Annotated in this window: 25 protein-coding genes; 12 read left to right on the top strand and 13 right to left on the bottom strand. The window is 35.3% G+C overall.

What is annotated here, in order from left to right:
- Positions 1–15: 15 nt before the first annotated feature.
- Both purH and JG738_RS05615 read left to right on the top strand, forming a co-directional pair.
- The gene (gene purH / locus JG738_RS05620; protein ID WP_201336956.1) at positions 16–1,536 is read left to right on the top strand and encodes a bifunctional phosphoribosylaminoimidazolecarboxamide formyltransferase/IMP cyclohydrolase; all 1,521 of its coding nucleotides are present in this window, start codon (positions 16–18) and stop codon (positions 1,534–1,536) included.
- The gene (locus JG738_RS05615; protein WP_201336955.1) at positions 1,536–2,246 is read left to right on the top strand and encodes a DUF72 domain-containing protein; all 711 of its coding nucleotides are present in this window, start codon (positions 1,536–1,538) and stop codon (positions 2,244–2,246) included. Before purH ends, JG738_RS05615 begins: the two co-directional genes overlap by 1 nt.
- A gap of 46 nt (positions 2,247–2,292) precedes the next feature.
- Here JG738_RS05615 and JG738_RS05610 read toward each other — a convergent pair whose 3' ends face one another.
- Entirely contained in the window at positions 2,293–3,540 is a 1,248-nt protein-coding gene (locus JG738_RS05610) for a right-handed parallel beta-helix repeat-containing protein (RefSeq protein WP_201336954.1), read from the bottom strand.
- A gap of 200 nt (positions 3,541–3,740) precedes the next feature.
- Between JG738_RS05610 and JG738_RS05605 the strand changes: the two genes are divergently transcribed.
- Complete coding sequence (locus JG738_RS05605; protein WP_201336953.1) at positions 3,741–5,303, top strand: hypothetical protein; 1,563 nt, start codon at positions 3,741–3,743, stop codon at positions 5,301–5,303.
- Here JG738_RS05605 and JG738_RS05600 read toward each other — a convergent pair.
- Positions 5,290–6,648, bottom strand: coding sequence for a dynamin family protein (locus tag JG738_RS05600; protein ID WP_201336952.1), 1,359 nt, complete (start codon positions 6,646–6,648; stop codon positions 5,290–5,292). The two genes, JG738_RS05605 and JG738_RS05600, sit on opposite strands and share 14 nt — an antisense overlap.
- Before the next feature lie 129 nt (positions 6,649–6,777).
- On the opposite strand from JG738_RS05600, the gene htpG reads away from it, so the two are divergent.
- From htpG to JG738_RS05580, 4 genes are all read left to right on the top strand, one after another.
- Positions 6,778–8,577, top strand: coding sequence for a molecular chaperone HtpG (htpG, locus tag JG738_RS05595; RefSeq protein ID WP_201336951.1), 1,800 nt, complete (start codon positions 6,778–6,780; stop codon positions 8,575–8,577).
- A gap of 52 nt (positions 8,578–8,629) precedes the next feature.
- Positions 8,630–9,034 (top strand): helix-turn-helix domain-containing protein, encoded by a 405-nt coding sequence (locus JG738_RS05590; protein ID WP_201336950.1) that lies wholly within the window; start codon positions 8,630–8,632, stop codon positions 9,032–9,034.
- A gap of 93 nt (positions 9,035–9,127) precedes the next feature.
- On the top strand, positions 9,128–10,024 hold the full coding sequence (locus JG738_RS05585; protein WP_201336949.1) for a DnaJ C-terminal domain-containing protein: 897 nt from the start codon (positions 9,128–9,130) through the stop codon (positions 10,022–10,024).
- On the top strand, positions 10,011–10,391 hold the full coding sequence (locus JG738_RS05580) for a heat shock protein transcriptional repressor HspR (protein WP_084275877.1): 381 nt from the start codon (positions 10,011–10,013) through the stop codon (positions 10,389–10,391). The genes JG738_RS05585 and JG738_RS05580 overlap by 14 nt, the downstream gene beginning before the upstream one ends.
- 3 nt (positions 10,392–10,394) lie before the next feature.
- Here JG738_RS05580 and murA read toward each other — a convergent pair whose 3' ends face one another.
- Complete coding sequence (gene murA / locus JG738_RS05575) at positions 10,395–11,657, bottom strand: UDP-N-acetylglucosamine 1-carboxyvinyltransferase (protein ID WP_201336948.1); 1,263 nt, start codon at positions 11,655–11,657, stop codon at positions 10,395–10,397.
- A gap of 67 nt (positions 11,658–11,724) precedes the next feature.
- Between murA and JG738_RS05570 the strand changes: the two genes are divergently transcribed.
- The gene (locus JG738_RS05570; protein ID WP_201336947.1) at positions 11,725–12,138 is read left to right on the top strand and encodes a hypothetical protein; all 414 of its coding nucleotides are present in this window, start codon (positions 11,725–11,727) and stop codon (positions 12,136–12,138) included.
- A complete protein-coding gene (locus tag JG738_RS05565; protein ID WP_201336946.1) occupies positions 12,128–12,634 on the top strand; it encodes a bifunctional 2-polyprenyl-6-hydroxyphenol methylase/3-demethylubiquinol 3-O-methyltransferase UbiG in 507 nt (168 codons plus the stop codon). Before JG738_RS05570 ends, JG738_RS05565 begins: the two co-directional genes overlap by 11 nt.
- Here the strand turns inward: JG738_RS05565 and JG738_RS05560 are convergent.
- The gene (locus JG738_RS05560) at positions 12,612–13,253 is read right to left on the bottom strand and encodes a TetR/AcrR family transcriptional regulator (RefSeq protein WP_201336945.1); all 642 of its coding nucleotides are present in this window, start codon (positions 13,251–13,253) and stop codon (positions 12,612–12,614) included. The two genes, JG738_RS05565 and JG738_RS05560, sit on opposite strands and share 23 nt — an antisense overlap.
- A gap of 204 nt (positions 13,254–13,457) precedes the next feature.
- Here JG738_RS05560 and JG738_RS05555 point away from each other — a divergent pair, with 204 nt between their 5' ends.
- Positions 13,458–14,510, top strand: a complete 1,053-nt coding sequence (locus tag JG738_RS05555) for a tyrosine-type recombinase/integrase (RefSeq protein WP_201336944.1) — start codon at positions 13,458–13,460, stop codon at positions 14,508–14,510.
- A 15-nt stretch (positions 14,511–14,525) separates the two neighbouring features.
- Positions 14,526–14,825 carry a chorismate mutase gene (locus JG738_RS05550; RefSeq protein ID WP_084275871.1) on the top strand — a complete coding sequence of 100 codons (300 nt, stop codon included), beginning with the start codon at positions 14,526–14,528 and terminating at the stop codon, positions 14,823–14,825.
- On the opposite strand, the gene JG738_RS05545 is transcribed toward JG738_RS05550, so the two are convergent.
- From JG738_RS05545 to dksA, 5 genes are read right to left on the bottom strand one after another with little or no spacing between them, the layout of a single operon-like run.
- Positions 14,819–15,499 carry a flagellar motor protein MotB gene (locus JG738_RS05545; protein ID WP_201336943.1) on the bottom strand — a complete coding sequence of 227 codons (681 nt, stop codon included), beginning with the start codon at positions 15,497–15,499 and terminating at the stop codon, positions 14,819–14,821. The genes JG738_RS05550 and JG738_RS05545 overlap by 7 nt on opposite strands.
- Positions 15,499–16,206 (bottom strand): flagellar motor protein MotB, encoded by a 708-nt coding sequence (locus tag JG738_RS05540; protein WP_201336942.1) that lies wholly within the window; start codon positions 16,204–16,206, stop codon positions 15,499–15,501. Before JG738_RS05540 ends, JG738_RS05545 begins: the two co-directional genes overlap by 1 nt.
- Positions 16,207–16,210: 4 nt before the next feature.
- Positions 16,211–16,969 carry a motility protein A gene (locus tag JG738_RS05535; protein ID WP_084275869.1) on the bottom strand — a complete coding sequence of 253 codons (759 nt, stop codon included), beginning with the start codon at positions 16,967–16,969 and terminating at the stop codon, positions 16,211–16,213.
- A 52-nt stretch (positions 16,970–17,021) separates the two neighbouring features.
- Positions 17,022–17,249 (bottom strand): hypothetical protein, encoded by a 228-nt coding sequence (locus tag JG738_RS05530; RefSeq protein WP_201336941.1) that lies wholly within the window; start codon positions 17,247–17,249, stop codon positions 17,022–17,024.
- The gene (dksA, locus tag JG738_RS05525) at positions 17,250–17,597 is read right to left on the bottom strand and encodes an RNA polymerase-binding protein DksA (RefSeq protein WP_201336940.1); all 348 of its coding nucleotides are present in this window, start codon (positions 17,595–17,597) and stop codon (positions 17,250–17,252) included.
- A gap of 120 nt (positions 17,598–17,717) precedes the next feature.
- Here dksA and JG738_RS05520 point away from each other — a divergent pair, with 120 nt between their 5' ends.
- Positions 17,718–18,164, top strand: coding sequence for a GatB/YqeY domain-containing protein (locus JG738_RS05520; RefSeq protein WP_084275866.1), 447 nt, complete (start codon positions 17,718–17,720; stop codon positions 18,162–18,164).
- On the opposite strand, the gene trpC is transcribed toward JG738_RS05520, so the two are convergent.
- The 4 genes from trpC to JG738_RS05500 are packed head-to-tail and all read right to left on the bottom strand — an operon-like array spanning position 18,161 to position 21,238.
- Positions 18,161–18,949 (bottom strand): indole-3-glycerol phosphate synthase TrpC, encoded by a 789-nt coding sequence (gene trpC / locus JG738_RS05515; RefSeq protein ID WP_201336939.1) that lies wholly within the window; start codon positions 18,947–18,949, stop codon positions 18,161–18,163. The two genes, JG738_RS05520 and trpC, sit on opposite strands and share 4 nt — an antisense overlap.
- Positions 18,946–20,196: a tetratricopeptide repeat protein gene (locus tag JG738_RS05510; RefSeq protein WP_201336938.1), complete on the bottom strand. Its 1,251-nt coding sequence runs from the start codon at positions 20,194–20,196 to the stop codon at positions 18,946–18,948. Before JG738_RS05510 ends, trpC begins: the two co-directional genes overlap by 4 nt.
- Positions 20,166–20,555: a YkgJ family cysteine cluster protein gene (locus JG738_RS05505; protein ID WP_201336937.1), complete on the bottom strand. Its 390-nt coding sequence runs from the start codon at positions 20,553–20,555 to the stop codon at positions 20,166–20,168. Before JG738_RS05505 ends, JG738_RS05510 begins: the two co-directional genes overlap by 31 nt.
- The gene (locus tag JG738_RS05500) at positions 20,543–21,238 is read right to left on the bottom strand and encodes a tRNA1(Val) (adenine(37)-N6)-methyltransferase (protein WP_084275862.1); all 696 of its coding nucleotides are present in this window, start codon (positions 21,236–21,238) and stop codon (positions 20,543–20,545) included. Before JG738_RS05500 ends, JG738_RS05505 begins: the two co-directional genes overlap by 13 nt.
- Between the last annotated feature and the right edge of the window lie 44 nt (positions 21,239–21,282).

Raw genomic sequence — 21,282 nt, 5'->3', positions numbered from 1 at the left:
AAAAAAGGCGTATGCATGCGAGCATTACTAAGTGTTAGTGATAAAACGGGGATTGTTGATTTTGCAAAAGGATTGATTGATCTTGGATTTGAGATCGTCAGTACTGGAGGTACTTGGAGAGTTTTAAAAGATGCAGGACTTGAAGTAATAGAAATCAGTGAAATTACAAATTTCCCAGAGTGTTTTGAAGGAAGAGTGAAAACTCTCAATCCATATGTGCATGGAGGAATACTTTATAGAAGAAACAAACCTGACCATGTAGAGGAAGCAAAGAAACTGGGCATTGAGCCAATAGATCTTGTATGTGTTAATCTCTACCCATTCAAAGAAACAATAGAGCGTACAGATAATTTTGAAGAGATTATAGAAAATATCGATATTGGCGGACCAACGATGGTACGAAGTGCAGCAAAAAATTTTGAAAGCGTTATCATCGTAACGGATCCTAACGATTATGACAAAGTTTTAATGGCTTTGAAGGAGAATAAAAACACGCTTGAATTTCGAAGAGAGCTCATGATTAAGGCGTATGAACATACTGCCCAGTACGACGCTACTATAGCAAACTATATGAATGAGCGGTTTCATGAGGGTTTTGGAGATAAACAATTTATCGTAGGTAAAAGAGTTTTCAATACCCGCTATGGAGAAAACCCGCATCAAAAGGGAGCTTTATATGAGTTTGAAGACTTTTACAATAATCTTAATATCCTAAAAGGTGAAGCAAGCTTTAATAACCTCACAGATATCAATGCAGCAACCAAGATCGCTGTAAGCCTTGGAAAAGGAAGCGTAGTTATCGTCAAACATGGCAATCCTTGCGGAGCGGCTCTCAAAGAGGATCTCGTAACTTCATGGCAAAAAGCGCTTGAAGCAGATCCAGTGAGTGCTTTTGGCGGGGTAGTGGCAGTCAATGATGTGGTGACAAAAGAGCTAGCTGAAGAGATCAATAAAATTTTCGTAGAAGTATTGATTGCTGGAAAGATAACCCAAGAGGCGCAAGAGGTATTTGCAAACAAAAAACGCATCAAGCTTTTTGATCTTGGACAAGCAGAACTTGAAATCAGCGGTGATATGTACGATTTCAAACATATTGAAGGTGGTTTTGTCTATCAAACAGCCGACTTTGTCAAAGATGATGAGGTGTTAGAGGCAAAACAGGTGAGCAAAGTAGGGGTAGAAGATAAAAAAGATCTTTTGATGGCATACAAAATCGCAGCTCTTACCAAATCAAACTGCGTAGCATACGTTAAAGATGGAGCATTAGTAGCGATTGGTATGGGTATGACGAGCAGAGTGGATGCGGCAAAATGCGCTCTCAAAAAAGTGGAAGAACTTGGCATTGATGTAAAAGGTGCAGCAATGGCGAGCGAAGCCTTTTTTCCATTTAGAGACAGCGTGGATGAGGCGGCAAAAGCCGGAATCAAAGCGATTGTAGAGCCTGGTGGAAGTATCAGAGATGATGAGGTAATAGAAGCTGCCAACGAGCATGGAATTGCTCTTTACTTTACAGGTGTGAGACACTTTTTACACTGATGATTTACATAGGTACTGCTGGATGGAGCATACCAAAGGTGTATGCCCATCTTTTTTCTGGTGAGGGGACACATTTAGAGCGTTATGCAAAAAAATTTACTATTACAGAGATAAACCAGACTTTTTATAGACTTCCTCGTGCTTCCACTTTGCAAAAATGGAGTGAGCAAACACCTCCTAGTTTCAAATTTAGCGCTAAGCTCCATAGAAGTTTTACACATTTTCATAAACTCCAATCTACTCAAGGGCTTGAAGAGCATATTAAGACATTGAAAAATTTGGGATCAAAATTTTTTGCAATCTTAGTACAACTGCCTCCATCTTTGGAGTTTAATGAGAATGTTGCAAAGAGTTTTTTTGAAAAGTTACGAGAAATGTTTGGAGGATATATCGCATTAGAGGCTAGGCATGAGAGTTGGAAAAAGAGTGACAAACTTTTAAAAGAATTACAAATTGCAAGGGTTGCGGCTGATCCTCCAAGATTTGTAATCGATAGTGAACCGGGTGGATATGATGAGTTTGCATATTTTCGATTGCATGGATCTCCAAAGATCTACTATAGTGAATATACAAAAGGGTTTTTACAAAATTTAGCAGATAGAGTGAAGGCATTGAAAGTAACAGATATAGTAGTTGTTTTTGATAATACCGCAAGCGGTGCAGCAATCAAAAATGCTTTAGAATTGAAAAAATTGTTAGATCTAATATAAAATTTTGGCGGATATGATTTATATCCGCCATATATGTATTTTGATTTTATAAACTCAATCTTCTTCTTATGTAAAACAAAGATGAGCTCGCTGTAAAAATAATAAACAAGATTAGACCATATACATTCATAGCTGGTACAGAAACAGAAGCAACCAAACTTTTAAACTCATCTGCTCCTATATCAACAATTCCTCCTATTATTCTTGGATCACCTTCAAAATCTGTTGGAGGAAGTGCAGGAGCGTTGTTATCTCCTTTATTTATACAAGGAGAATCTGGTTGAAGATGAAAATCTCCATTTATTGGATCTACAAATTTTGGATCTTCGTTTATATTTCCTGTACCTGTATAGCCTCCCTCGATATCGGAATAGGTGATTGTTGGGCTTGAATTATCATAATTATATATCTGATCATAGTTGTTTGTCCAAATAATACAGTTTGTGATAATAGGACTGGAATTATGATTGTATATCCCCCCACCATATCCACCTCTACCTTCAGCTGTGTTGTTATATATGTTGTTATTTGTGATGGTTGGGCTGGAATTATAATTATATATTCCCCCACCATATCCACTTTGACCACTAGCTGTGTTGTCATATATATTGTTGTTTGTGATGGTTGGGCTGGATAAAATATTATATATACCTCCGCCTCCGTCACTGTAAGTAGTGTTCTTATATATGTTGCAGTTTGTAATGGTAGGATTGGAACCACCATTATATATTCCGCCACCATAATTATACGCTGTATTCTTATATATATTGCAGTTTGTGATGGTAGGGTTGGAATAATTGTTATATATCCCGCCGCCACTTCCACCATAAGCTGTGTTCTCATATATGTTACAGTTTGTGATGGTGGGATTGGAATGATTGTTAAGTATCCCGCCGCCATCAAAGTTTTTTCCCTTTGTTATATCAAATCCATCCAATGTTGCATCAGCAGTTATATTAAAACATACGGCACTGTTATTTCCATCAACTATTGTTTTGTGAGCCTGCCAGTCTCTTTGATCTCTTTGGCTTTCTGTACCATTAAAACCTCCATAAATACCAACAGCCTTATTGACATTTATAGTATTGGATAGGGTATATGTTCCTTTTGCTACCCATATCTCATCTCCATCTGAGGCAGAGTCTATTGCTTTTTGGATAGTAGCAAATGCATCAGTCCATGAAGTTCCACTGTTTGTATCACTTCCATCTGTTTTTACATACCATGTAGCAGCCATAGCTGAGGATGTAAAAATAAAGAAAATGGCAAAAACCAAAAATCTTGCTATTTTCATACCGTCTCCCTTGAAAATTTTAAATTAATACATTGTATAATAAAAAATTTATAATAAATTTAATTAATCTTCTTTTTTTAGATTGATAAATTGCTCATTGAGTTTTATTATATAATTTACATTATAATTTATATAATATATTCGATAGTACTACATGTGGAGTAGCAATTAAAATACATTATAATTACAAGAGTTGATTCATGAAGCTTAATAAAATTGAAAAACTAAAACTCTCACTCAAGCCGGCAGAGTTTTATCAAAAAATAGAGAAGTTAGATCCAACAAACCTCACTGAAGCAGATAGATTTTATTTAAAAAATTTTGGGATCTACAATACTAAACTGCGTCCAGATAAATTTATGCTGCGCCTACGTATACCAGGAGGGCGTATTACAAAAGCGCAACTGGATGCAATATTTGAGAGTGCAAAAGAGTTTAAACCAAAAATTTTACTTACTGCACGCTCCCAAATAGAGCTCCATGATTTAGATTTTTTTCAACTCCTCGCAATCCATAAAGAGTTAGAAAAAAGAGGTGTAACCTCTTTTCAAACGCTCACTGATAATTTTCGCAATATCATCACACATCCTCTTGATGGAGCAGGGGAGGATAGTATTATTGAAGCCTATCCGCTTATTCTAAAGATGCAAGATCTCTTTTTGAAGAAAGAGGAATTTATAGGTATGATTCCAAGAAAATTCAATACAGCGATAAGTGGAAATCTTTCCTCTCCTCAACCATTTTTTGGAAATGATTGCTATTTTGCATTAGCATTAAAAGATGGTGTGTATGGATTCAATCTCTATTTAGGAGGAAAAAACAGTGAATTAGCACAAGATGCAGACATTTTCGTACCTCCTCATGAGGTAGCGGGTATTTTTGGTGCAATAATCCAAGCATTCAAAAAGTTTGGTTTACGAAGCTCGCGTACTAAAGCGAGGTTGTACCATCTCTTACAAGAAATAGGTATAGAAGATTTCAAGAGTAAGATAAAAGAGTTTTATAAGAATAATTTTCTTACAAGAGGTGAGGCTTTAGTAAGAAAATATAAGAATACTGAAGATTTCTTTCAACTTAAAGATAATACGTTTGCCTTTCGATGGAAAACAAAATTTGGTGAGATCTCTTGGGAAGAGTTTGAAAAAGTACTAACCTTAGCACAAAAGTATGAAGTAAGAATAGGCATAGATCAAAATATCTATTTCTTGCATCTTACGCAAAAAGAGAAACTCCTTTCTCATCGCTCACAAAATAGTACAGTTTTGGTTTGTGCTGGGGAGCGCTATTGTATATACTCGCTTTTTGATACAAAGAGTAAAGCTGCTGATTTACCGTTAGATCTTTTAGAAAAATATAATATTAAAGTAGGATATAGTGGATGCTTAAAAGGATGTGGAAGACATATTTTGGCTGATATTGGACTTGTGGGCATACGCACAAATCTTTTTGGGGAGATTGAAAGAGGTGTAAGACTCTATCTAGGTGGAGAATATACTACAGGAAAAAAGGCTGCAAGATTGATATTTTGGGCTGTTCCATTGCGCAATCTTGGAACTATGTTGAGAATAATAATAGAAGATTTTTTGCAAAGTAGATATGATGATTTTGAGCAGTTTTCCAAAGAGAGACTTAATAAATTTAGTGAAGCTGCGATAGCTTACTATTATCTCCAAAAATTCTTACATAAGGATGTTACGTTGTGTGAATTTCATGACTATGAGACTATTAAACTATTAGAGCAAGAAGCTTTCAAGCTTCCGTAATATGCTCTTCTTTTTTTAAGTTTATGTATTGATCATTGAGTTTTTGGATGAAGTGTTTTGAAGCATTAATAAGAGAAGAGAGCTTTTCTTCAATCTTTTTTCTATTGAGAAAGCTACCTGCAAGTAAATAGGGTTTTACCCAGCGTGTATGTTTTATAAAAGCCTTTTTTATTGTACTATTTTCTATTTTCTTACTCATATAAGAAGATATTGCAGATTTTAATTTGAAATGTATTGCAAGAAATATAAGAAAGAATAGGAAAATAAAAAAGTAATTACTGTAAGAAAAATCGATTATGTTTGCAAGATAATAAGAAATTCCGCCAACTATTACTACAAGAACTATATCAACAACAAGCATTGTAATTTTAAAAGTCGAGAGTTTTTCTTTTAAAGGTTCAATCTGCTCAATGATCTCTTTTGCTCGTGTTTCAATATTTTTTGCTATCCGATAAGCTCTATCGATAACAACCTTTTCCATTTTTTCAGTTATTGCGCTGAGATCTTTATCCTTTTTCTTTTTAAGCCGTTGGGCAAGTTCTGGATCTTCTATATGTGCTAATGACTCATTGTAGATTGCATAAAACTTTCCGCTTACAATTCCTTTTTGACTCAGTGCTCTTTGCCAAGCACCTATAATCTCTTCAAGATTATCCTCTTTTGCACAGGTATCAATCTGATTGAGTATATAGAGAACTTTATCTGCATCAGTATGGGTAATAGCTGTTTGTACAAGATGATTGAGAGTATCACGCATAGCACCAGGCTCTGGATGACGAGCATCAAAAAAGACAAGCACTAAATCGGAGAGATCTATTATATGACTTGTAATACGGAGGATTGCATCTCTTTGCACATCTGCATCAAATCCAGGAGAATCTATGAGGATTTTTCCTTTGATTTTGTCACTCTTTACGGCTTTCAGTTGGAGGTAGCGATTAATATTTTTATCATTTGGATCAAGCTTTTCTATCTGCGTCGAGATATTATAAAAAGGAAAACGGGGATCCGCATCTAGGGCTACTCCAGGAAGGGTCGTTATCTCCTCGTTTTTAGAATAGCAAATAACAGTAAATTTATCATCTACTGCTTGATTTCCGGTGTTTTGCACCTTTTTACCAAGGTATTCATTTATAAAACTTGACTTTCCTGCACTAAATGTACCGAGTATTGCAATAAGAGGCCACCAAGATATTGATGCAGTATATGTTTCATTTTTATCTAAAAAGCCAATATTTCTAGCAACAATATCTAGCTCTCTATATTTATCAATAACTTCAACAAGAAGAGGATTTTCTTCTGCTAAATGCTCTTTGAGTTTTTTATACCGCTCTTTTGGAGTCATACACTACCTTTTTTTATTTTAAGTATAGCAAAACGCCAAATCCGATGCAATTTAGTAGTTTTATGAAGATAACTTGATACAAAATGACTAAATATGATAAAATCTTCAAAAAATTTTGAGGAGGTGTATATGGCAAAACACCATTTTGAGGCAGAAGTAAGTAAACTTTTACATATTGTTATTCACTCACTCTATACTAATAAAGAGATATTTTTGCGAGAACTCATCTCAAACGCTTCTGATGCGATCGATAAACTGCATCTATTGAGTCTAATTGAAGAGAAATATAAAGAGTTTGTTGCTGAGCCAAAAATTACAATCACTTTAGATGAGATTGAAAAGAGACTTATTGTGGGTGACAATGGTATAGGAATGGATGATGTAGATTTGATTGAAAACCTCGGCACCATTGCAAAGAGTGGGACAAAGAAATTTTTGGAAGAGTTAGAAGAGAATAAGCAGAAAGAAAATCTTATCGGCCAATTTGGAGTAGGGTTCTACAGCGCTTTTATGGTTGCAAAGAGAGTAGAGGTAGTTTCAAGAAAAGCAGGGGATGAGAAGGCCTGGATATGGGTGAGTGAGGCAAGTGGCGAGTTTGAAGTTGATGAAGCAAAGCGAGAAACTCACGGAACCGATGTAATCCTTTATCTACGCGAAGATGCTAAAGAGTTTTTGGATGAGTGGCGTATTAAAGAGATAGTCAAAAAATATAGCGATCATATCCCATATAAAATCTATCTCAAAAAAGGTGACAAAGAGGAGCAGATTAATAGTGCAAAAGCTCTTTGGAAACTTAACAAGAGTGAGATAAAAGAAGAGGAGTATAAAGAGTTTTATAAAACGCTTTCTCACGATATGCAAGATCCACTTTTTTGGATACATACAAAAGCTGAAGGGACATTAGAATATACTACACTCTTTTATATTCCAAGTGTAAGACCATTCGATCTTTTTAGAGCTGATTATGAGCCTGGAGTAAAACTCTATGTCAAAAATGTTTTCATTATGCAAGATAGAGAGCTACTTCCAGTATATCTTCGTTTTGTAAAAGGGATTATTGATGCTGAAGATTTGCCATTAAACATATCGAGAGAGACTTTACAGTACAATGCAGTTTTGAGTAAAATCAAAAAAGCTTCTATCAGAAAAATTCTTACTGAACTTAAAAAACTCAAAGAGAACAACAAAGAGAAATATATTAAGTTTTGGGATCTTTTTGGAAAAGTGATAAAAGAGGGTATTTTGAGCGATTTTGAAAATAGAGATCTCATCAAAGAACTCATCCTCTTTAAAACAAGTAAGAGCGATTCTTATATAGATTTTGCAACGTATGTAAAAAATATGAAAGAGCATCAAAAATCAATCTACTATTTAATTGGTAGTGAGCAAAAAGATTCTCCACTCCTTGATAGATTCAAAAAAGAGGATTTTGAAGTAATATTTTTCAGTGATGATATAGATTCTCTTATAGTACCTGCACTAGAGAGTTATAAAGAAAAAAGACTCAAATCTATTGCGAGTACAGAAGCAGATGAGGATTTTGAAGAGGTATCTTTGGATGAAGCGAAATATAGTGATTTGCTAAGAGCATTGAAAGAGGGTCTCAAAGAAAAAGTAAAAGATGTAAAACTCTCAGCAAGATTAACTGATTATCCTGTATGTCTTGTGTATGATAAAAATGATCCAGAATATCAAACTGCAATGCTCTTGCAACAAATGGGTGAGTATGCAGTGAAACCGCAGCCGATTTTAGAGATAAATCCTCAACATGAAATATTTACAAAGCTTCTTTTGAAAAATGATATGAAGAGTGTGGAAAATATTGCACTACTACTCTATAACGAAGCAAGAATATTAGAGGGTATGGAAGTAGAAGATCCTGCAAAAACTGCAAAAGCTCTCAATACACTTATCTCACAATCCCTTTAAGGCCTCGCGCCTTTCTTTCTTATAAGATTTACTTGCTACTTCTTATGTTATAATGAAGAAAAAAGAGGTTTGCAATATGGAATTTTATGGAGATCGTATAAAAAAGATACGGCAGGAATTAGGACTATCACAAAGTGAACTAGCACAAAAGCTTGGTATTCATAAACAGATGGTAAGTGATGTTGAAAGAGGCAAACAAAAAAGTTTCAATCCGCAAATAGAAAAAAAACTCATATCCTTTTTTTCACTCAATCCCCATTGGCTTTTAGAGGGGAGGGGAGAGATGTTTATGAAAGATGTTTCCTCTTCAGAAAATGGGAGCACGCAAGATACCTATGAAACATTGAGTGATGAAGAGAGAGTTTTACTGCGATACTTTCGCGAGAGTCCAGTACACGAGAGACTACAAATCCTTGCATGTATCATGCAATGTCTCGCACAACATAAAAAAAGTTAGCCAACTTTACTTTATAGATATTACCAAATTTGATTGATTTGGACTAAAATTTTATGTTATAATCACAATAAAAAAATTATGAGGAGGATACCATTGAGTAAAAGTTTATATGAGACATTGGGTGTCTCTCCAAATGCCTCTGCAGATGAAATAAAAAAAGCTTATCGAAAATTAGCACGAAAATATCACCCGGATATCTGTAAAGAAGCAGAGTGTGAAGAGAAATTTAAAGAGATTAACGCTGCTTATGAAATTTTAAGTGATCCTGAAAAACGTAAGCAGTATGATCAGTATGGTGATGCAATGTTTGGTGGTCAAAACTTCCACGATTTTGCGCAGCAAAATTTTCAAGGTGGAGTAGATCTCGATGAGATTTTGCGATCTATTTTTGGAGGAGGTGGATTTGGCGGATTCTCCTCTGGAGGCTTTGGAAGATCTGGTGGTTTTGGTGGTTTTGAAGAGTTTGTACATCCCGACCTTGATATTCATGCAAAAATCACTATTCCTTTCCGAACGGCAATTTTGGGGGGTACACACTCAATAAGTATAAATGGCGAGACCTTTGATGTGAGAATTCCTCCGGGCGTGAAAAATGGGGATACATTGCGCATTCGTGGAAAAGGTAAAAGTTACAACGGTAAAAGAGGCGATCTTTTGCTCAAAGTAGAAGTTGCAAAAGATCCTGAGTATGAGCGCGTAGGTAACGATCTCTACAAGCGTATAGATATTCCTCTTAAAACTGCTATGTTTGGAGGGAAAGTAAAAGTTGATACACTTGAAAAAGAGATTACCCTTAAAGTTCCAAAGAACACTAAATGTGGCCAAAAATTTCGTGTAAAAGGCCTTGGAGCAATGGATAGGAAGACAAAAACAAAAGGGGATCTCTATTTAGAAGCCAATATTGTATTACCAAAAGTAGAAGAGCTCGATCCTGAGCTTGCAAAAATGATGGAGGAGAAACTTCCAGGAGGTGAAAATGCATCCGTATGATGAACCGGTCTATCTTATAAGTGTTGTGGCCAAAGTACTCAATATTCATCCACAAACCCTCAGGCAGTATGAAAGAGAAGGGCTGATATCCCCATCAAGAACTGAGGGTAAAACAAGACTCTATTCACAAAAAGATATCGATAGAATCAAAACAATCTTACGCCTTACAAGAGAGCTTGGGGTTAATTTAGCTGGAGTAGATATCATTTTGCGTCTTAAAGAGCAGATGCAAGAGATGGAAAAAGAGATAGAGTATCTGCGAAGTGAGCTGCAAAAATATGAAGAGGGCATGGCAGTTCCCAAAAATAGGGCAGTAGTAAAGAAAAATTATAATACAGAAATAATTATTTTTGAGGAGAAAGAGTAAGATTTACTCTTTGAGCCTTTCAATATCTGCCCCAAGCCTGTTGAGCTTAGATTCTAATTTTTCGTATCCGCGATCAAGATGGTAGATACGGTGGATATTGCTCGTACCTTGTGCTGCAAGAGCTGCTAAAACAAGGGCGCTACTTGCTCGCAGATCTGTTGCCATAACATCAGCACCATAAAGCTCAGTAGGGCCTATAACAGTAGCAATATTGCCTTTGAGTTGGATATTTGCTCCAAAGCGTCTCAGCTCACTCACATGCATGAAGCGATTTTCAAAAAGACGCTCTTCAATGATAGATGTACCTTGCGCCAAAAGAGCAAGAGCCATAAACTGCGCTTGCATATCGGTTGGAAAGCCAGGATATTCACTTGTAACAATTTCAATTGGATTGACTTTGGAGGCTGGAAGAATTGTCATATTTGTATCTTGAATCTCTATTCCAAAGCCCATCTGTTGGAGTTTGATTGTAATGCTTTCCAGATGCTCGGGCAAAACGTTGTGGAGTGTAATAGGAGAGTTTGTAATCGCACCAGCACACAGATATGTTCCAGCTTCTATGCGATCAGGGATCACATGAATTGCATCTATTTCAAGCAGTGCACCATCAGTTCCAGTAATCTGCAGCTCATCAGTTCCTATACCTTCAATCTCTACACCACTTTTTTGTAAAACTTCACATAGTTGTACTACCTCTGGCTCTTTTGCTGCATTGATAATTGTAGTTTTTCCTTTTGCTAAGGCAGCTGCCATAAGGATATTTTCTGTACCAGTGACGGTGATCTTATCAAATACTATATGAGTACCTCTGAGTCCTTTTGGAGCTAGAGCGTGAACATATCCACCTTTAATTGAAATTGAAGCTCCCATCTGCTCAAGAGCCTTAAGGTGAAGATCGATAGGTCTTTGGCCTATAGCGCATCCTCCAGGCAAACTTACTTCACAATGGCCAAAACGAGCAAGTAGAGGTCCCAATACGAGAATAGAAGCACGCATAGTGCGTACAATATCGTAAGTGGCTGTAGTGGAGTTAATGGATGTAGTATCAATGAGTGCACTGTTGGTATTATATATATACTCGGCTCCAAGATTATCTAAGAGTTTAAGGAGTGTACGAATATCACGTACATCTGGAAGATTATATATTTTGACGCTTTTTTTTGCTAAAATTGTAGCTGCTATAAGAGGTAGTGCGGCATTTTTTGCTCCAGAAATTGCTACACTTCCTTGCAGTTTTTTACCACCTTCAACCCTTAAATAATCCATAGAGCCCCTTTTTTAAAGGAATTATACTACAATACCATTTGATATTATTTAATATTATGGAGAAAGAATGGAACGTATCAAAAGAGTAGAGGAGCTTTTGAGCTCTTTAAAGACGACAGATAGTATAAGAATAAAAAACAAAAAGAGAGTGTGTGAGCTTTTTGAAGAGTTGGGACTTCACGAAAAGGTAGTGGATTGTGATGAACTTTTCAGTTTTGTTGCAATAAATCTTATGGGAATTTCTTTACAAAAAGAGACCCTTGGAGAGGTTCAGCCGAAGCGTTATGTACAGATCATTGGAATTAAAAAGAGCGAGAAAGGAACAAAAAATATAAATCTTCGCTATTTTGGTAGAGCGGAATTTATTGAAGAGATACTCAAAGATAAAATAGTAGAGTTTGTGCTTCGTTGGAGATTGGAAAAGAGTTTTATGAGTGTAGATCACTATAAAGATCTTTTAGGAGTAAAATTTGAAAAGTAAATGGGATGCACGATATAAAAACGCAACTACAATGCCACAGATAAATGATTTTCTCAAAAGATTTTTCCATAAAGCTAAAAAAGGAGTAGCACTTGATATAGCTGCTGGAATGGGGCAGAATGCTCTGTTTTTAGCTGAGCATGGTTTTGAGGTAGATGCAGTTGATATTTCAGCAATAGGATTACAAAATATACAAGGCATAGAGAATATCCACTGCTATGTAACTGATATACAAAAGTTTGCATTTCCAAAAAACCTTTACACTGTTATTTTAAATCTCAATTTTTTAGATCGTAGTATCTTTCAAGATATAATTATCTCATTGCAAAAGGGTGGTCTACTTTTTTTTCAAAGTTTTACACAAAAGTCAGATATGAATCCTCTCTTTTGTGTGGAGAAAAATGAGCTTTTGCAACAATTTAGTGACTTAGAGGTTTTGTATTATGAACTATTTGATGATGAAAAAAGAGTTTTTATGTTGGCTCGAAAGAGTTGATACATACCCCTTCCCAGAAAAAATCTACATGTTTTTCAAATATTGTTGATAGGTGTGTAGTAGATCTGTTTTCCATTTTAAATAGAAGTATTTGGATGCGAAAATAGAAGAGGGGAGCAAAAAACTCTTGGGCAGTGAGCATAGGATCTCCACTTCTGATAAGCCCTTTTTGCATCATGAGAAAAAAAGCTTCTGCAAGATTTTTGATATTTTTATCAAAAAAGTGTTCTAAAAACATTTTACGTATTTCGCTATTTTCCATAAGTTCCCACAGTACAATGCGAAAGAGTTTTTCATGCTTTGAATCAAAGCTAATGAGCTTGATAGTAGCAACATATTCATATAGATAGCGTTTACCTCTATGTGCATGCTCTTGAGGAGGTTTTTTGAGGAAAAAATTGTCAAAATCTGTTACAAAAATTTTTTGTAGTATTGAAAAGAATATCTCCTCTTTGTTTTTATAGTGATTATAGATGGCACTCTCTCTTAGACCAACCTTTTTTGCTATCTTTCTCATGGAGGCTTTTTGATATCCCATTTGTGCAATAAGCTCTAGGGCGGCATCAAGTATTTTTTCTTTTGTGGACCCCTTTTTAGTTGTTTCTATTTGCGCATCCATGGCCTTCCTTTAAATAAATGAACACTTGTTAATGATTCTATGAACAATCGTTAATTAATATATTAACGATTGTTAATTTGTATATTAACATAAGTTCACTTAATGAGAAAATAGAGAATAGTTGTTATATAATAATAGTGAGAACAGAAATAAAAGTTTGAAAATTATAGTTTTCAATACAAAATATTATAGAGAGGAATCTTCATGAAATATGCTCTCGATTTTAAAGATGATTTTGCCAATACTCTACGCTTCTGGATTGAGAGATATATACGATTTAAGCTTACTTCTTTGTCCAATAGACAAGTAAAAGATCAAGAAAAACTCTCTCAAGTCATACGTGCACTCACACTTGGTACAAAAGATATGGATGAACTTGCAAAACTTGCCAAAACTGCAAGAAACGCTGGACTTATTGGAGTGAATACCTATTTTAAGCCATTAGAAAAGCTCTACTACTATCTCAATAATCTTGGTTTAGCCTCTATGAAAGAGATTGATGAAGAGATGATAATAGACTTTTTGACCTCTACTACTGGAGGTTTAAGCGATGCTACAAAGAAAAACTACCGTATCGCGATGATTAATTTTTTTGCTTATATTGATAAGAACAATGAAGATAGCTATATCTATGCTATTGAATTAAAAAACTGGGGAGGACTAAAAGGTAAGGCTGGTCAAAAGCTTCCAGTATATATGACTAAAGAAGAGATTGCACGATTTCTCCATGCATTGCAAACCTACCCTTTTAGAAGTGATGTAGCTGCGAGAAACCGCCTGGTAATAAAAATTATACTTTATACTGGAATTCGTGTTAGTGAAGCTATCAATTTAAAGGTAAAAGATATTATTCCGCAAGATAATGTATATATGCTCAAAATAGTAGGTAAAGGGAATAAAATAAGAGTTGTTATGATAAAATCGGATAAAATTAAAAACGATCTTGATGAGTGGATGCAAAAGAGAAGATGTGAAGATGGGTTATTATTGTGTAATAGTAGAGGGAAACCACTTACACAAGCATATATAAGCAGAATTGTAAAGCAGATACTTTTGAGTTGTGGTATAAAAAAAGAGAAAAATGGCGCGCATATGTTGCGTCACACTTTTGCTACCCTGCTCTATAATAAAAGTAAAGATCTGGTTCTTGTGCAAGAGAGTTTGGGGCATGCGAGCCTTGATACCTCTCGCATATATACCCATTTTGATAAAGAGAGGCTCTATAAAGCTGCAAGCATACTAGATGATATTGAATAATATGAAGGAGAAAAGATGGAAGTGAAAAACTGCAATAGTTTAGAAGAGGTACGTGATGCTATTGATAAAATTGATGAAGAGATTGTAAAACTTATTGCTCTACGAAGTAAGTATGTCAAGCAGGCCGCAAAATTTAAAGAGAGCGTAGAAGAGATTAAGAGTGATGAACGAATTAATGATGTGCTCAATCATGTGCGCCATCTTGCTGCGACTCTTGGAATTTCGCCAAATCTTGTAGCAGATATATTTAAAATTCTCATAGATAAAATGGTGGAGATGGAGATTGAGGAGTTTAAAAATGGAGGGGCCTACTGAGGCTTGTCAACTTCGATAAGAATCTCTACTCTATTGTTTCTACGCTTTAAAAGTGGATTATTCCATGTATAGAGCGGTTTGGTATCGCCATATCCAGTTATGAAAAAGCGTGATGGTTCGACACCCTTTTGCATAAGGTAGAAAGCAACCTGCTCTGCTCTTTTGATAGAGAGATCCCAACTATCTTTTATATCAGCCGGAATTGGATCATCAGTTAAAAATGCATGTCCTTGGACTTTGATTTTAAAGTTTTTATCTTTTTTTTGTAGCTCTTTAAGCACCTCTGCCATAGCATCGAGAGCCTCTTTTGCTTTTGGTAATAGTGTATAGTTGTTTGGCTCGAAAAATACATCATTAAATAGTCTAATCATTGCATATTTCGTAGTAACACTCAATTGAAAAGCGTGTGTAGGAAGAAGCTTTTTAATGCGTTTTTTTATCTTTTTTACTACATCAGTCGTAAAGGGGACTATTGGTGGGACGACATTTATTTGCAGAGGCTTATATTTTGGTTCGCCCTGAAAATATGAAAGAAACTTCAAAGCTTTTGTAATATCTACTGTACTCATCGCATATAGCAGTATAAAAAATGTAAGAAGAAGGGACATAAGGTCGCCAAAGCTTACAAGCCATCCAGGTATACTGGGGCACTCTTCTTTTTTCTCTCTCGCCATTACCCTACTCCTGGAATATCTATTACAAACTCTACACGTCTATTTTTAGCTCTATTTTGTGGAGAATTATTGGGTGCTATCGGGTCATATTCTCCCCTTCCTTCTGCTGAGAGCAATCTCTTATCGTATCCGCATTTAATGAAAAGGCGCAAGATATTGATTGCTCTATATGCAGATAGTTCCCAATTGTTTTTGAATTTTTTCGAACGTATGGGAGTATTGTCTGTATATCCTATGATATTGACATGAAACCCCGAAGATTGAAATCTTTTACAGAGTGTAAGAAAATGTGCCATTGCTTCTCTTGTAGGAAAAGCGCTGCCAGGAAGAAATATATTATCGCTGAAAATGCGTAAAACTACTTTACTGCCATGATCAACCACTTCTGCTGCAATATTTGCATGTTGTAGTGCCTCTTTTATTGCATTGAGCTCTTTAAGGACTTTTTTTTTCTTTTTGATCCTTGGGTACATATTTTTAAATTGCAGTTCGAGGTTATTTTTGATGAGAGTCCTGGCATCCTGGGTCATTTTTCTTCCACCAAAAGCTTCAGTAAGTCCTCTTATAGATTGATAGAACTTTTCTAAAGAGACGGTACTCATTGAATAGAGAAGAATAAAAAATGTAAGAAGAAGGGACATAAGGTCGCCAAAGCTTACAAGCCATCCAGGTATACTGGCGCACTCCTCCTTCTTTTTCCTAGCCATTTTTTTATCCTGTTACCTCTACTCCAAAAAGTGCAGAGAGCTGTTGTTGCAATGAGTTAGGATTTACACCTTTTTCGATGCTTTTTATAGTGATAATGTATGATTCTTTATAAAGAAGCAAAAGGTCTTTATAGTATTTGAGCTTTTTTGATACTGGTATACAAAGTACATTGGCTAGTACTGCACCATAGAGTGTTGTAATCATTGCAACAGCCATTCCAGGACCCAATGCTGCAGGATCTGATAAGTTTTGGAGCATCTGAATAAGTCCAATGAGGGTTCCAATCATTCCCAATGCTGGGAAGAGCTCGCCTAGCGAATCCCAAACTTTCACTTCAGTATCAAGTTTTTGATCCTCTTGTGCGATGGCATTTTCAAAATTGCTCTCAATCTCTTCAATACTTTGACCATCGATCAGCATGCGCATGAGATTGCCAAGAATTTTATCTTTTTCATAGAAGCTGTCGATATCAGCCTCCAGTGCCAAGATACCCTCTTTTCTTGCTTTTTTCGTAGCATCTACCAAAAAATCGATAAGTTCAAGGGGATCTGGCAGTGTAGGCTTAAAAACTTTACCTATTGCTTTAACACCAGTTATGAAGTCTTTGAGGGGAAATGCCGCTAAAGAAGCTGCAAACCCTCCCCCTATAACGATAAGAATAGATGGACCATTTATGAAAGCACCTGGGCTTCCCCCTAAAACTACAGAAATGATAATAAGTAGCCAAGCGCCGCCAATCCCTATGAGTGTACCTAAATCCATGGCTATCCTAATAAGAAGAGATCTATGTTTGCAAGATTATCGGTAAAAGGGGTTATTTTTTGAGATCGTTGTAGAGTTTTGTAAGATGTTCCATCATTTTGTCATAACTATCGAAATATACCTCTTTTTTTGTGCCATTTTTATAAAGGAGAATGAGGGCAAAACTTATTAATGCCACATCCTCTTTATTTTGCTCATACCACTCTAAAGATATAGTAGTCTGTGTCTCACCATGTTTGACGAGTACACTAGGATAGATGTTTATGAGATTTTCATACATTTATCGGTTGGGCTCTTTTTCGATAATTTCTCTACAGATGATACAATATTTAGCGTATGGTTTGATTTTGAGTCGCAGGGTCTTTATTGGCTCTCCACACATTTCACAAATTCCATAGTCTCCATTTTTAATCTTTTTGAGAGCATACTCTATCTCTTCAAGCTCTTTGAGCTGCTGGTCTTGTATTGCATGTTCTATCATATTATCTGCACAAACAGAAGCATAGTCTCCATCATCATTAACTTCAACATTTTTGAGATCTTGAATTTCCATTTTTGAAGTATCGAGGTTTTTTAAAATCTGCTCTTTTCTTTCTAAAAGGAGTTTTTCAAAATATTTTATTTCCATGCTGCCTCAACCTTAATAAAATTTTTGGGAATTTTAGCATAAAAAGCTTTTGGAATTATTAATATTGATATAATTTTTTCTTAATTTCGCTATAATTTCGAAAAATTTAAAGGAGAGCAAATGAGTCTTAAAGAGCAGTTGCAAAATGATCTTAAAAAAGCAATGAAAGAGAAGGATACTTTCACAAGAGATACAATACGCTTTCTTATGAGTGCAATTAAGCAAGTAGAGGTTGATACAAGAAAAGAGCTCAGTGATGCTGATATTATAAAAATCATTCAAAAAAGTGTCAAACAAAGAGAAGAAGCAGCCAATCAATATAAAGAGGGAGGCAGAGAGGATCTCTATGAAAAAGAGATGCAAGAAGCCGAGATTCTCAAGCGCTATTTACCAAAACAACTCAGTGATGAAGAGCTAGAAGAGGAGCTTAAAAAGATTATTGAAGAAGTTGGCGCATCTTCGCTCAAAGATATGGGAAAAGTTATGGGAGTTGCAACGAAAAAACTTGCCGGAGTGGCTGATGGCAAACGCATCAACCAAACCGTAAAAAAGCTATTAGGTTCTTAAGCTCTTCTTTTGATATCTTGTACTGCCAGGGCGATATCGTCTTGGCGCATGAAATGCTCACCAATTAAAAAGGCATCTACTCCAATTTCATGGAGATTTTTTACCTGCTCATGAGAGTGTATGCCACTTTCTGCTACAATGATTTTTCCTTTTGGTATTAAAGGAACAAGTTTTTCACTTAAGCTCAAATCTATTTCAAAAGTCTCAAGGTTTCTATGATTGATGCCAATAATATTGGCTCCTGCAAAAATTGCCTTGATAAGATCCTTTTTATCATGAATCTCAACCAATGCTTCCATTCCTAAATGCCAAGTATACTCTAAAAGCTCTTTGAGCTCTTTGCGGCTAAGAGCCTTTGCTATAAGCAGTACGAAGTCTGCACCATATACCAAAGCTTCTACAAGTTGGTATTTATCTATTATGAAATCTTTTCTCAAAAGTGGCATTGGCACATAGCGTCGTATTTGTGTGAGATATTCAATATCACCTTTGAAAAAATGGGGTTCAGTAAGAACTGAAACTGCGTTTGCTCCACCCTTTTCATACTCTTTTGCAATAGCAACAGGATCAAAATCTTCTCTAATAGTACCTTTACTTGGACTTGCCTTTTTTACTTCTGCAATTATTTTATATGGATCTTCATCACTGCTTCTTAAAACATCTTCAACAGGGCGCGGAACAAAAGGGTTGTATGCTAGACTTCTACCTAACCATTCCAGGGGATACTCTTTTTTTCTCTTTTCTAAATCCTCTTTTGTCTTTTTTATTATTTCATCAAGTATCAATGCTTTTCCTTTACACACTTTTTGATCTTTTCAAGATGTAATTTTATCTCATCATCTTTGAATTGCAAATCGTAATATACTTTCTTTATAAGTTTAAGGGCTTCTTTGCATTTGCCTATTTTATAGTATCCCCACGCAAGAGAATCGAGATAGTAGGGAGAGAGAGGATCTGCTTGTAAAGCCTCTTTAACAAGTGCAATCCCTCTTTTGATATCAAGTTCATGATCAATATAGAGATATCCTAGATAATTTAAAAAGATAGGATCGCGATTTTTTTTGATAGCTTTTTCTAATTTTTGTGCTACATCTTCGAGGAGTTTGCGATCTTTTTTTGAATGCGCTTCATATTCGAAAATAGCTGCTTGAGCAAGATATTTTGGATCTTTGGTTTGATTATAGAACTGCATAGCAAGTTCATAAGCTTTTTTAAATTTTTTTGTTGTTTTATACAAAGAAAAAAGTAGCTCAGTATCATTTATTCTTTTTGCCCACTTTATTGCTTTGTTGAACTCTTTGTTGTAGATATAGAGTTCTGCAATTTTTTTTGCGTAGACGATATCGTTATATTTTTGATAGAGTCTTTTATATACTGATATGAGTCCATCAATATTATTATTGAGACTGTAAAAAGATATGAGCGTTCCACACACCTCTTTGCTGCAACCATAGAGCCTTGTATGTGTTTCTAAATAGGCTATCGCCTCTGTTTTTTTGTCGAGATAAAAAAAGAGTATATATGCGATGGTGTTGATTGTTTTTGGTGATGGGTCGAGTGCATACGCGCCTTTGTAATATTTAAGAGCGGCTTCATACTCCTTCTTTGCTAAGAGAATTGAGCCTAAAAAAGTTAAATTTTGAGAAGTTTTTTTGATTGATATCGCTTTTTTTATATAATCGATTGCTCTATCATAATCAGAAGTTGCAAAATATATTGCTGCAAGTTGCTCATAAAAGATTCTATTTTTTGGGAACTCTTTGAGAGCTTGTTTGGCGGTGGCAATTGCTTTTTCATAGTTTTTTGCGCGGTAATAGTTATTAATTATTTTTTGTAAAAGAATAGGATCATGTGTAATTTTGTATGCTTTTTCATATATTGCATTTGCATTAATATACAGTCCTTGAGACTCCAAAAGCAGAGCCTCAACTAATAAACTATCAATTTGATGATTGGGTATTGTACTTTGCTGTTTCAAAGCACATCCACTTACAATCATTATCAAGAGTAGTGCAACAATATACCTTTGCATTCTTGGCATACCTCACTTATATTTTTTTTATCTTTGTATCTCTTCCAAAAAGGATAGTCTCTACACTGTTTTGGACGTACGGGATAGATGCTACATCCTCTTCCCTCTTCAAAAAAGATGCAAAAATGCTCCCCTTTTGATTTTATCTCTTTGATAGAGTATCTATATCCCTCTTTTTTGAGATAATTGGATATAAAATCTTGAGTAGATAGTTGTAAAAATTGCGCTATTGCTTCAATCTCTTGTTTGCTCACCCATATATATCCACTCTCACCTCTACAGCATGCTCCATTACAGGAAGCACACGCATTAGGATCAAATGCAAAAGAAAATCCCTCTTTTTTTATTACAAGCTGCATTTTATACTATGTACTCCTACTTTTTTAAATATCTCATGCGTATGTTTGGCATACTCACCTTTTTCGTTAAATACTACCAGAGGTGGGAAGATTTTACATAAACTCTTCGAACTTTTTTTGGCATAAATCATAACAAGTGATGCTGGTTTTGTCGCATGTGGATGGACAAATTTCATAGCTTCTATTTGAAATTTATATAGTGAAAGTTTACTCATTAGCTCTTGGACCTGTTTGGCATCATAGCAAAAAATAAGTCCTCCTTTTGGTTTGAGTATGCTGTTTGCTTTTTGCAAAAATTTTTCAAAAGGTAAGTGTCCAGAATACCTTGCAAAGTCTATCATCTTATTATGGCTTCGTAATACATTATGATGGTAAAATGGTGGATTGCTTATCAAAAAGTCAAATTTTTTTTCAAAGACCATATGCAAAAAATTTCCAAAATAGATAGTTATATCCTTTTTATTTGCTTGTGCGTTTATTTTGGCATATTTGACAAACTCCTCTTGAATCTCTATGGCATTCACTTTCGCATCATAATCTCTTGCTACCAAAAGTGCCAAAATCCCAGATCCTGTTCCAATATCGAGCACCTCTCCAGATATTTTAAAATTTGTAATAAAATCGTATAAAAAAATAGTATCACTATTGTAGCAATATCCGTGAGGGGGTTGATATATAATCATTCAACTCCTTTATTTGCTATAATTTTATCCAAAAAAGGGCCACT

Source organism: Nitratiruptor sp. YY08-26 (genome assembly GCF_016593215.1).
Taxonomy (GTDB): Bacteria; Campylobacterota; Campylobacteria; order Campylobacterales; family Nitratiruptoraceae; genus Nitratiruptor; species Nitratiruptor tergarcus.
This window is presented reverse-complemented; position numbering and strand designations above follow the sequence as displayed.

Bases quoted from the DNA above. Each gene is read 5' to 3' on its own strand.
- purH (WP_201336956.1), top strand. From the start codon at position 16: ATGCGAGCATTACTAAGTGTTAGTGATAAAACGGGGATTGTTGATTTT.
- JG738_RS05615 (WP_201336955.1), top strand. From the start codon at position 1,536: ATGATTTACATAGGTACTGCTGGATGGAGCATACCAAAGGTGTATGCC.
- JG738_RS05610 (WP_201336954.1), bottom strand. From the start codon at position 3,540: ATGAAAATAGCAAGATTTTTGGTTTTTGCCATTTTCTTTATTTTTACA.
- JG738_RS05605 (WP_201336953.1), top strand. From the start codon at position 3,741: ATGAAGCTTAATAAAATTGAAAAACTAAAACTCTCACTCAAGCCGGCA.
- JG738_RS05600 (WP_201336952.1), bottom strand. From the start codon at position 6,648: ATGACTCCAAAAGAGCGGTATAAAAAACTCAAAGAGCATTTAGCAGAA.
- htpG (WP_201336951.1), top strand. From the start codon at position 6,778: ATGGCAAAACACCATTTTGAGGCAGAAGTAAGTAAACTTTTACATATT.
- JG738_RS05590 (WP_201336950.1), top strand. From the start codon at position 8,630: ATGAAGAAAAAAGAGGTTTGCAATATGGAATTTTATGGAGATCGTATA.
- JG738_RS05580 (WP_084275877.1), top strand. From the start codon at position 10,011: ATGCATCCGTATGATGAACCGGTCTATCTTATAAGTGTTGTGGCCAAA.
- murA (WP_201336948.1), bottom strand. From the start codon at position 11,657: ATGGATTATTTAAGGGTTGAAGGTGGTAAAAAACTGCAAGGAAGTGTA.
- JG738_RS05570 (WP_201336947.1), top strand. From the start codon at position 11,725: ATGGAACGTATCAAAAGAGTAGAGGAGCTTTTGAGCTCTTTAAAGACG.
- JG738_RS05560 (WP_201336945.1), bottom strand. From the start codon at position 13,253: ATGGATGCGCAAATAGAAACAACTAAAAAGGGGTCCACAAAAGAAAAA.
- JG738_RS05555 (WP_201336944.1), top strand. From the start codon at position 13,458: ATGAAATATGCTCTCGATTTTAAAGATGATTTTGCCAATACTCTACGC.
- JG738_RS05550 (WP_084275871.1), top strand. From the start codon at position 14,526: ATGGAAGTGAAAAACTGCAATAGTTTAGAAGAGGTACGTGATGCTATT.
- JG738_RS05545 (WP_201336943.1), bottom strand. From the start codon at position 15,499: ATGGCGAGAGAGAAAAAAGAAGAGTGCCCCAGTATACCTGGATGGCTT.
- JG738_RS05540 (WP_201336942.1), bottom strand. From the start codon at position 16,206: ATGGCTAGGAAAAAGAAGGAGGAGTGCGCCAGTATACCTGGATGGCTT.
- JG738_RS05535 (WP_084275869.1), bottom strand. From the start codon at position 16,969: ATGGATTTAGGTACACTCATAGGGATTGGCGGCGCTTGGCTACTTATT.
- JG738_RS05530 (WP_201336941.1), bottom strand. From the start codon at position 17,249: ATGTATGAAAATCTCATAAACATCTATCCTAGTGTACTCGTCAAACAT.
- dksA (WP_201336940.1), bottom strand. From the start codon at position 17,597: ATGGAAATAAAATATTTTGAAAAACTCCTTTTAGAAAGAAAAGAGCAG.
- JG738_RS05520 (WP_084275866.1), top strand. From the start codon at position 17,718: ATGAGTCTTAAAGAGCAGTTGCAAAATGATCTTAAAAAAGCAATGAAA.
- JG738_RS05510 (WP_201336938.1), bottom strand. From the start codon at position 20,196: ATGCAAAGGTATATTGTTGCACTACTCTTGATAATGATTGTAAGTGGA.
- JG738_RS05505 (WP_201336937.1), bottom strand. From the start codon at position 20,555: ATGCAGCTTGTAATAAAAAAAGAGGGATTTTCTTTTGCATTTGATCCT.
- JG738_RS05500 (WP_084275862.1), bottom strand. From the start codon at position 21,238: ATGATTATATATCAACCCCCTCACGGATATTGCTACAATAGTGATACT.